This window comes from Mycobacterium sp. TH-M106, assembly GCF_057473765.1.
This window is the reverse complement of sequence record NZ_JBYCLE010000290.1, coordinates 1-8,579: the sequence shown is the minus strand read 5'-3', so window position 1 is coordinate 8,579 and position 8,579 is coordinate 1. Positions and strand designations below refer to the sequence as shown.

The following is an 8,579-nucleotide window of genomic DNA, read 5'->3' as shown; positions in this document are numbered from 1 at the left end:
TACCGACCAGCCCACGGCGATCGTCGCATGAACGGCCATCGAGACAGCCGGCCAGCACGAGGAACCTCCCCAGTTCACTGCGGGGAGGACGTCAACGCCTCGGAGACCACTGCCTCGGCGTGGTCGGCCAGCGTGGCGTCGACGACGACAGCGGACCGACGAACGCGACGGTGGTCTGCAGCCGTCGCCGTCGAGGCCGGCCCACCGGGCCGGCCGATCCGCTGCGGAGTGCGCTGGGTGAACGTCTCGCATACCGAGGTGCCCGCTACCAGGATGGTCTCTCCGGCGGCGGAAGCCACTGCGGCGCCCACTGTTTCGACCACCAACAGCTCGCTCACCTCAGTGTCCGGGGTTTCCGACGGGTCCCCGTCGAGCGGGATGGCGACCAGGGCCGATTCGGCGCCGGTGAGCTTGCTGGCCTGCTCGGCGATCAACCGGAACACGGTCGTGGGATCGGTGCCGGACAACAATTCGGTGGCGATGTCACCGACGCCGGGTGGTTGGCGACGTCGTCCAGGCGCAGCGGCTTGGGGTGATCGACGAGCAGGCCCACCACTCCGCGGCGCTCGGGCAGTTTGCCGATGCGGGCGAAGGTCTCCTCGTCGATGCCCTCGTAGACGAACTCCAGCAACCGGCGGTCGTGGTCGTATACCTCCAGCGCGCCGTAACGGGCGTCGACCAGGCTGGTCGCGGTCTGCACGATCGAGTGCAGTGTGGCGTCGAGCTCCAGGCCGGCGGTGACCACCAGCATCGCCGCCAGCAGTCCGTCCAGCCGGTCGCGCCCCTCGATGATCTGCTCCACCCGGTCTTGCACCCCGACCAAGAGTTCGCGCAACCGCAACTGCGATAGGGTGTCACGCAGCGGATTCGAGTCACCGCCAGTAGTTTGCTTTTTCACCGCCATCGTCAGCCGTCACTTCGGCGAAGACCGCTGCAGTTTAGTGGCGAACACCGCGGCCTGGGTGCGGCGCTGCATGCCCAGTTTGGCCAGCAGTCGCGACACATAGTTCTTCACGGTCTTCTCGGCCAGGAACATCCGGTCGGCGATCTGCTTGTTGGTCAGACCCTCCGCGAGCAGACTCAGCAGGGTGCGCTCCTGGTCGGAAAGCCCGGACAGCGGATCAGGTTTCTCGGTGGCCCCGCGCAGCTTGGCTATCAGCGCGGCCGCGGCGTGATTATCCAGCAGCGATCTTCCGGCGCCCACGTCCTTGATGGCGCGCGCCAACTCCATCCCCTTGATGTCCTTGACGACGTAGCCGCTGGCACCGGCGAGGATGGCGTCGAGCATCGCCTCGTCGGAGGTGAACGACGTCAGCATGAGGCAACGCAGCTCCGGAATGTGAGACAGCAGATCGCGGCAGAGTTCGATGCCGTTACCGTCGGGCAGCCGCACGTCGAGCACGGCCACGTCCGGGCAGGCCGCCGGAATCCTGGCCATCGCCTCGGCGACCGAGCCCGCTTCACCGACGACATCGAGCTCCGGGTCGGCTTCGAGCAGATCGATCAAGCCGCGACGCACCACTTCGTGGTCGTCGACCAAAAAGACTTTAACCACATCGGGCCTTCCGAAGTGCTGTTATCGATGCACCCCACCAGGCTACCGAGGCTAATCGGCGGCCCACAGGGTCATTGGAGGCCGAGAATGAGTGCCATTGGTCCCTGGCAGACAGGTGGCGGAAGGGGATGCTGTCTCCTCGGGGGATCAGTCGGTGCCGCGTAGCACGCTGTCCAGGAATTCCGGGTGGCGCAGGAACGGGGTGATGATGTCGACCGGCAACGGAAACACCACTGTCGAGTTCTGATCGGCACCGAGTTCCAGTAACGTTTGCAAATACCGTAACTGCAGCGACGCCGGATTCTTCGACAACGTCTCGGCAGCTTGGGTCAGCTCTTCGGAGGCCTGTAACTCGCCGCGGGCATTGATGACTTTCGCGCGGCGCTCACGTTCGGCTTCGGCCTCACGTGCCATCGCCCGTTGCATCGACTCTGGGATTTCCACGTCCTTGATCTCGACCACGCGCACCTTCACCCCCCACGGCTCGGTTTGGTTATCGATGATGGTGCGCAGATCGGCGTTGAGGTCTTCGCGATGTGCCAGCAGTGTGTCCAAATCTGACCGGCCCAAAAGCGAGCGCAACGTCGTCTGGGCGATCTGCGAAGTGGCCACGGCGTAATTCTCCACCGCCAGAATAGCTTTGATCGGATTCACCACCTGAAACATCACCACTGCGTTGACGCGGGCCGGCACATTGTCGCGGGTGATCAGCTCCTGCGGAGGAATGGTCAATGTCACGACCCGCTGGTCCACACGAATCATCCTGTCCGCCAGGGGAAGCAAAACCCGCAGACCCGGCTGGTACAGCGGGCGCACGTGGCCCATCCGAAACACCACGCCCCGTTCGTATTCCCGTAGCACCACCAGCGAGAAGAAGACCAACACGATCAGCGCCGCGATCACGGCAACCAGCACGGTGACCAGCACCGAATTCACTGTGCGCCCTCCTCTTTGTCGGTATAGCCTCCACCCCACCGGGTGGAGTACTGGTCGATGGCTGCCGCAACCTGCTCCTCCAGGCCGGTGCGATGCGGCAGGTGATCGGGTGCGTGAGAAGGAGTGTTCCACAGGTGGCGAACCAACGGCAGCCCGCCTGCCACCACGACCAGCACCGCAACGCCCAGGACCAGCACATCGGCCGCGCCGTGGTCGACGATCAGTGTCGCCGAAGGCATGATCACGCCGAATCCTGCTACCGCGCAGGCGATGCCGCGGTGGAATCGGCCCGCTTCGGAGTACGGCCACGGATCGACGTCCCGGCTGATCTCCCGGCCGTTGTCCGACGTGGTACACGAGTTCTTGACTGGACAGCTATTGCACACCGTAGGCAACGCCCGATAGCGCAAAACTCGGTTTTGCGGATCGAACGAGGTGGGCCAGAGCCACTGATCCTGCGGGCACACCCAGGCGTCGTGGTTGGGATGGTAGACGAACCCGCCGTTGCGCCACCGGGTGGCGTGCTGCGACACCCGCCGCGCCATGGTGTCGAAGGCCCAGGCAATCCCCAGCAGTATCAGGGCATAGCCGGAGACCAGCCACACCCACGTTGCCGGTTGGGCCACGATCAGTCCTTCGCCGTGGCCTCTGCTCCGGTGGCATCGGAATCCGACGCCACGGTGTAGAGCGGGTGGTCGGGCAGCGCGTCGACCGTGGTACCGGAGCGGAAGTTGCGCAACGCGACCCAGGCGATCCAGGCGAATGGCACCACACCGCCGATGATCAGGATCAGATCACCCGGGAGTCGCAGCCACTCCAGCACGCTGTTGCCGGGCTTGGTGATATAACCCAGCGACCGGGCATCGGCGTAGCCGCTGTTGACCGAGTGGTAAAGCTGCAGCACACCCAGCGGCAGCAGTGATACGAACACCATCCAGGCCAGCCCGATATTCATGCACCAAAATGAGATGCGCGCCATCTTGTCGGGCCACTTCTCCGGCGGCGTCACGTACCGGAACGCGAACATCGCCAGACCGACCGCGAGCATGCCGTAGACGCCCAGCATGGCGCCGTGAGCGTGGTTGGCGGTCAAAGCGGTGCCGATCTCGTAGTAGGACACGATCGGCAGGTTAATCAGGAATCCAAAGATGCCCGCTCCCAGGAAGTTCCAGAATCCCACCGCGACCAGGAACATCACCGCCCAGCGGGCCGGAAACGGGTTGGCGTCCCCGGTTTCCTGGCGCGCACCCAGCTGCAGGAATGCCCACGCTTCCACTGTCAGAAAAGTCAACGGGATCACCTCGGCCGCCGAGAAGAACGCTCCCAGCGCCATATGCTCCACCGGGGTGCCGGAGAAGTACAGATGGTGCATGGTGCCGATGACGCCGCCGGCGGAGTACAAGATGATGTCGAGATAGATCACCCCGAGCGCGATCCGTTCCCGCACCACGCCGAGCAGCACGAAGATGTAGGCCACCATCACCGTGGTGAACAGCTCGAGGAAGTCCTCCACCCACAGGTGCACCACCCAGAAGCGCCAGAAGTCGGCAACCGTGTAGTGGGTGTCGCTGGCGGCAAGCAGGCCAACGGCATAGAAGGCGGGGATGGCCAGCCCAGTAAACAGGAAAAGCCAAGGCAGGTTGAGCTTCGAGACGCTCCGCAGCGTCGGGCGCATGCCGCGCCAGATGATCGCGATCCACAAAAACAGCCCGACGACCAGCAGGATCTGCCACAGCCGCGGCAGGTCCAGATACTCCCACTGCTGGGAGAGCAGCCCACCCTCGGGAATCACCCCGTAAATGGAGAGCGCCTCAGAGATCAGCGAGCCGAACACCACCACCGCGAAGGCACCCAGCAACCCGTAGGCCAGCCAGTGCTGCCGCTTTGGCTCGCGGTGTGTGATGAACGGCACCAGGAAGATACCGCCGGCCAGAAATGCCGCCGCGGTCCAGAACAGTGACAGCTGCACATGCCAGGTCCGGGCCAGGTTGTAGGGAAGCACTTTGGCCAGGTCGATGCCGTAGAACGCCGACAGGTCGGCCCGGTAGTGCTCGACCGCCCCGCCCAGCAGTGTCTGCCCCAGATACAGCACCGACACAATCGCGAAGAACCAGACCGCCGCTCGCTGCGACCGAGTCAACTCCACCTCGCCGGGCTGCCGAAACGACAGCTTGGCCATTTCGTTGCCGTGCCAGCCGATCTTCTGGCTCCACCGCCCGTAAACGGCGAACATCACTCCGATACCAGCCAGCAGTGCCACCAGCGACAGCACCGACCACACCACGATCGATCCGGTCGGGCTGTTGGCGACCCTGGACTCCGGTGGCCAATTGTTGGTGTAGCTGTAACGGTGGCCGGGCCGCTCGGCGGCCGACGCCCACGCGGTCCAGGCGAAGAACGCGGTCAGATCATGGATCTCGGCCGGATCGGTGATCATCTTCGGTAGCAGGCCGTACTTGGTGGAGTCCTCTCCGAAGTAGTCGGCGTAGTGCCGCTCGAGGTGTTCAAATGCCAGCGCCTGCTTGTCGGTGAACACCAGCGTCTTGGTGTCGGGGGTGTAGCGGTTGGCGCGGAAATTGCCCACCACTAGGTCGTGCGGGTCGCTCAGCCCCTGCACGCGCCACTGATCAGCGACATCGTCGGCGGCTCTTCGCAGATAGTCGGCGGTGTAGTCCGGCCCCAGGTAGGCGCCGTGGCCCAGCACCGACCCGTACTGCATCAGCCCGTAGGACTGGTAGAGCTCTTGGCCCTCGGTGATCTCGTCGCCGGTGAACAGCAGCCGACCGGACTCACTGACCACCCGAGCGGGCATCGGCATCGACGCGGTGTAGGTGCGGTAGACCAGGATGCCCATCACCAGGAACCCGAAGATCATCACCAGAGCGACACCTTGAACCCAGCCCTTGCCGATCAGCGGCCGGGAGGATTCGGAATCGGCACGCAGTGGCGAGTCCGACTGCATCGGTTCGGTTGTCATGGCCGGACACTAGCAGCACCGCGGCCGGGAAAACTGAAAAAAATGAGAATTATGCCCTCAATCCTGCAAGCGATCTCTGCCCCGGTCGGCTGTCGCCCCCCGGGGCGATACTGGCGGCATGCTCGACCTGGTGCTGCCACTGGAGTGCGGCGGCTGCGGCGCGCCGTCGGTGCGGTGGTGTGACACCTGCGATGCCGAGCTGGCGGTCGGACCCGACCAGCCGCATCTGGTCAGCCCCCGGGTGGACCCGCAGGTGCCGGTCTTTACGCTCGGTCGCTACGCGGGTGCTCGCCGGCGAGCGATGGTGGCAGTCAAGGAACACGGCCGCAACGACCTTGTCGCGCCGCTGTCACACATACTGGCTGTGGCCGTTCACCGACTGCTGACCTGGAGCATGGTTGACGTCCCGCTGGCGATCGTGCCGGCGCCGACTCGGCGTTCGGCGGCCCGCCGCCGCGGCGGTGACCCGGTCGCCCGTATCGCGGCCGCGTCGGTAGCCGGCCATCCCGGCGTGGCGGTGGTACCGGCGTTGCGGATGAAAGTGCTGGCTCGCGACTCGGTGGGCCTGGACAGCACCGCCCGTGAGCGTAACGTCGCGGGCCGGGTGCTGCTGCGGCGGCGGCTGCCGGAACGCGGTGAGGTGCTGCTGGTTGACGACATCATCACCACCGGCGCCACCATGGCCGAGTCGGTTCGGGTGCTGCAGGCCGCCGGTGCGCGAGTAGCCGCCGTGTTGGTGATCGCGGCGGCGTGACCGGGCGGCAACGGGATTTGTGAGCGTGTCCGCGAAACCGGTGGCACGCACGCCCCAACACGGGTTACCGTCGGGGCAAGCACCCGGGGAACATCGGATATCTGCGACGTCAGCAAGAAACGAGTGTTGAGCATGGCAAGTCAATTCGTGGATGCCCATCAAGAGCGCGTCGACTCCGGCGATCAGGCCGACCAGATCGATGCCCCACAGCGCGCCGAGGTGGTGGTCAAGGGCCGCAACGTCGAGATCCCCGACCACTTCCGGGTCTACGTTTCGCAGAAACTGGCCCGAGTGGAGCGATTGGACCGCTCCATCCGGCTGTTCGACGTCGAGCTCAAGCACGCGCCCAACCGGCGTCAGCGCAAGTCCTGTCAGCAGATCGACATCACCGCCCACGGTCGCGGTCCGGTGGTTCGCGGCGAGGCCCGCGCCGACAGTTTCTACGCCGCATTCGAGGCTGCGATAGACCGGCTGGAGGGCCGGTTGCGGCGCGGCAAGGGCCGCCGCAACGTCTCCTACGGTGACAAGACCCCGGTGTCGGTGGCCGAGGCTCTGGCGGACCAGCCGGTGGATCCGGACGTCGCCGCAGCGGCGTTTCAGCGGAACCTCAAACGCGATATCACCGCCGAACCGGACGGACGCCCCCACGGGCACGATGACGCAGTAGCTTCCGGCGGACCGGACCATCAGGGCCACGAGCCGGGTCAGATCGTGCGTACCAAGGAGCACCCGGCCAAGCCGATGTCGGTCGATGACGCGCTTTACGAGATGGAGCTGGTCGGTCACGACTTCTTCTTGTTCTCCGACAAACACACCGGGCGTCCGTCGGTCGTCTACCGCCGCCGCGCCTATGACTACGGCCTGATCCAACTGGTCTGACCCGACCGGTCCGACGCGGCGTTGGGGAGCTGACGGGCACGTCACCTACGATGGGTGACGCCCGTAACGCGTAAAGGTTGACATTCGAGTAGGGGACATAGCTGTGCTGTCTAAGTTGCTGCGCTTCGGTGAAGGCCACATGGTCAAACGCCTCAGGCGGCTCGCCGACTATGTCAACACCAAGGCCGCCGACGCCGAAGCGCTCACCGACGCCGAGCTGAGGGCCAAGACCGACGAGTTCCGTAAGCGCTACGCCGACGGTGAAAGCCTCGATGACCTGCTGCCTGAGGCGTTCGCGGTGGCTCGCGAGGCGGCGTGGCGGGTGCTGAGCCAGCGCCCGTTCGACGTGCAGGTGATGGGCGCCGCGGCGCTGCACTACGGCAATGTCGCCGAGATGAAGACCGGTGAGGGCAAGACGTTGACCTGCGTGCTGCCGGCCTACCTCAATGCTCTGGCCGGCGACGGGGTGCACGTCGTCACCGTCAACGACTACCTGGCCAAGCGCGACAGCGAGTGGATGGGCCGGGTGCACCGGTTCCTCGGCCTAGATGTTGGGGTGATCCTGGCCGGCATGACCCCGGACGAGCGCCGCGCCGCCTACGGTGCCGACATCACCTACGGCACCAACAACGAGTTCGGCTTCGACTACCTGCGCGACAACATGGCCCACTCCGTCGACGAGATGGTGCAGCGCGGCCATCACTATGCCATCGTCGACGAGGTCGACTCGATCCTGATCGACGAGGCCCGCACCCCGCTGATCATCTCCGGCCCGGCCGACGGCGGCTCCAACTGGTACACCGAATTCGCCCGCATTGCGCCACTGATGCAAAAGGACGTCCACTACGAGGTGGACCTGCGCAAACGCACCATCGGTGTGCACGAGCTGGGGGTGGAGTTCGTCGAGGACCAGCTCGGCATCGACAACCTCTACGAGGCCGCCAACTCGCCGCTGGTCAGTTACCTGAACAACGCCATCAAGGCCAAGGAGTTGTTCAACCGCGACAAGGACTACATCGTCCGCGACGGCGAGGTGCTCATCGTCGACGAGTTCACCGGCCGGGTGCTGATCGGGCGCCGCTACAACGAAGGCATGCACCAGGCCATCGAGGCCAAAGAGCATGTGGAGATCAAGGCCGAGAACCAGACGCTGGCCACCATCACGCTGCAGAACTATTTCCGCCTCTACGAGAAGCTGGCCGGCATGACCGGCACCGCCCAGACTGAGGCCGCCGAGCTGCACGAGATCTACAAGCTGGGCGTGGTGAGCATCCCGACCAACATGCCGATGATTCGCACCGACTGCTCCGACCTGATCTACAAGACGGAGGAAGCCAAGTACATCGCCGTGGTCGACGACGTCGCCGAACGCTACGCCAAGGGCCAGCCGGTGCTGATCGGCACCACCAGCGTGGAACGCTCGGAGTATCTGTCGCGCCAGTTCACCAAGCGGCGCATCCCGCACAACGTGCTCAACG

General features: G+C 65.0%; 7 protein-coding genes and 1 pseudogene. 3 read left to right on the top strand and 5 right to left on the bottom strand.

The window, feature by feature from the left end:
* Positions 1-239 precede the first annotated feature (239 nt).
* From AC2VOP_RS10145 to AC2VOP_RS10125, 5 genes and pseudogenes are all read right to left on the bottom strand, one after another.
* Positions 240-904, bottom strand: a pseudogene (locus AC2VOP_RS10145) (histidine kinase); the annotation flags it as partial.
* Between the two features lie 9 nt (positions 905-913).
* Positions 914-1,555 carry a hypoxia response regulator transcription factor DosR/DevR gene (dosR, locus tag AC2VOP_RS10140; RefSeq protein WP_486960833.1) on the bottom strand — a complete coding sequence of 214 codons (642 nt, stop codon included), beginning with the start codon at positions 1,553-1,555 and terminating at the stop codon, positions 914-916.
* 147 nt (positions 1,556-1,702) lie between these two features.
* Positions 1,703-2,491 (bottom strand): slipin family protein, encoded by a 789-nt coding sequence (locus AC2VOP_RS10135; RefSeq protein ID WP_486960832.1) that lies wholly within the window; start codon positions 2,489-2,491, stop codon positions 1,703-1,705.
* Positions 2,488-3,117 carry a hypothetical protein gene (locus tag AC2VOP_RS10130; RefSeq protein ID WP_486960831.1) on the bottom strand — a complete coding sequence of 210 codons (630 nt, stop codon included), beginning with the start codon at positions 3,115-3,117 and terminating at the stop codon, positions 2,488-2,490. Before AC2VOP_RS10130 ends, AC2VOP_RS10135 begins: the two co-directional genes overlap by 4 nt.
* Before the next feature lie 2 nt (positions 3,118-3,119).
* Positions 3,120-5,453, bottom strand: coding sequence for a nitric-oxide reductase large subunit (locus AC2VOP_RS10125; RefSeq protein WP_486960834.1), 2,334 nt, complete (start codon positions 5,451-5,453; stop codon positions 3,120-3,122).
* A gap of 133 nt (positions 5,454-5,586) precedes the next feature.
* On the opposite strand from AC2VOP_RS10125, the gene AC2VOP_RS10120 reads away from it, so the two are divergent.
* From AC2VOP_RS10120 to AC2VOP_RS10110, 3 genes are all read left to right on the top strand, one after another.
* Positions 5,587-6,222 carry a ComF family protein gene (locus AC2VOP_RS10120; RefSeq protein WP_486960830.1) on the top strand — a complete coding sequence of 212 codons (636 nt, stop codon included), beginning with the start codon at positions 5,587-5,589 and terminating at the stop codon, positions 6,220-6,222.
* Positions 6,223-6,354: 132 nt separating this feature from the next.
* Positions 6,355-7,101, top strand: coding sequence for a ribosome hibernation-promoting factor, HPF/YfiA family (hpf, locus tag AC2VOP_RS10115; RefSeq protein WP_486960829.1), 747 nt, complete (start codon positions 6,355-6,357; stop codon positions 7,099-7,101).
* 103 nt (positions 7,102-7,204) lie between these two features.
* Positions 7,205-8,579, top strand: a 1,375-nt coding sequence (locus AC2VOP_RS10110) for a preprotein translocase subunit SecA (protein ID WP_486960828.1), incomplete at its 3' end; no start/stop codon positions are given.

Coding starts and splice junctions, on each gene's coding strand:
- AC2VOP_RS10125 (WP_486960834.1), bottom strand. CDS start 5,453: ATGCAGTCGGACTCGCCACTGCGTGCCGATTCCGAATCCTCCCGGCCG.
- AC2VOP_RS10120 (WP_486960830.1), top strand. CDS start 5,587: ATGCTCGACCTGGTGCTGCCACTGGAGTGCGGCGGCTGCGGCGCGCCG.
- hpf (WP_486960829.1), top strand. CDS start 6,355: ATGGCAAGTCAATTCGTGGATGCCCATCAAGAGCGCGTCGACTCCGGC.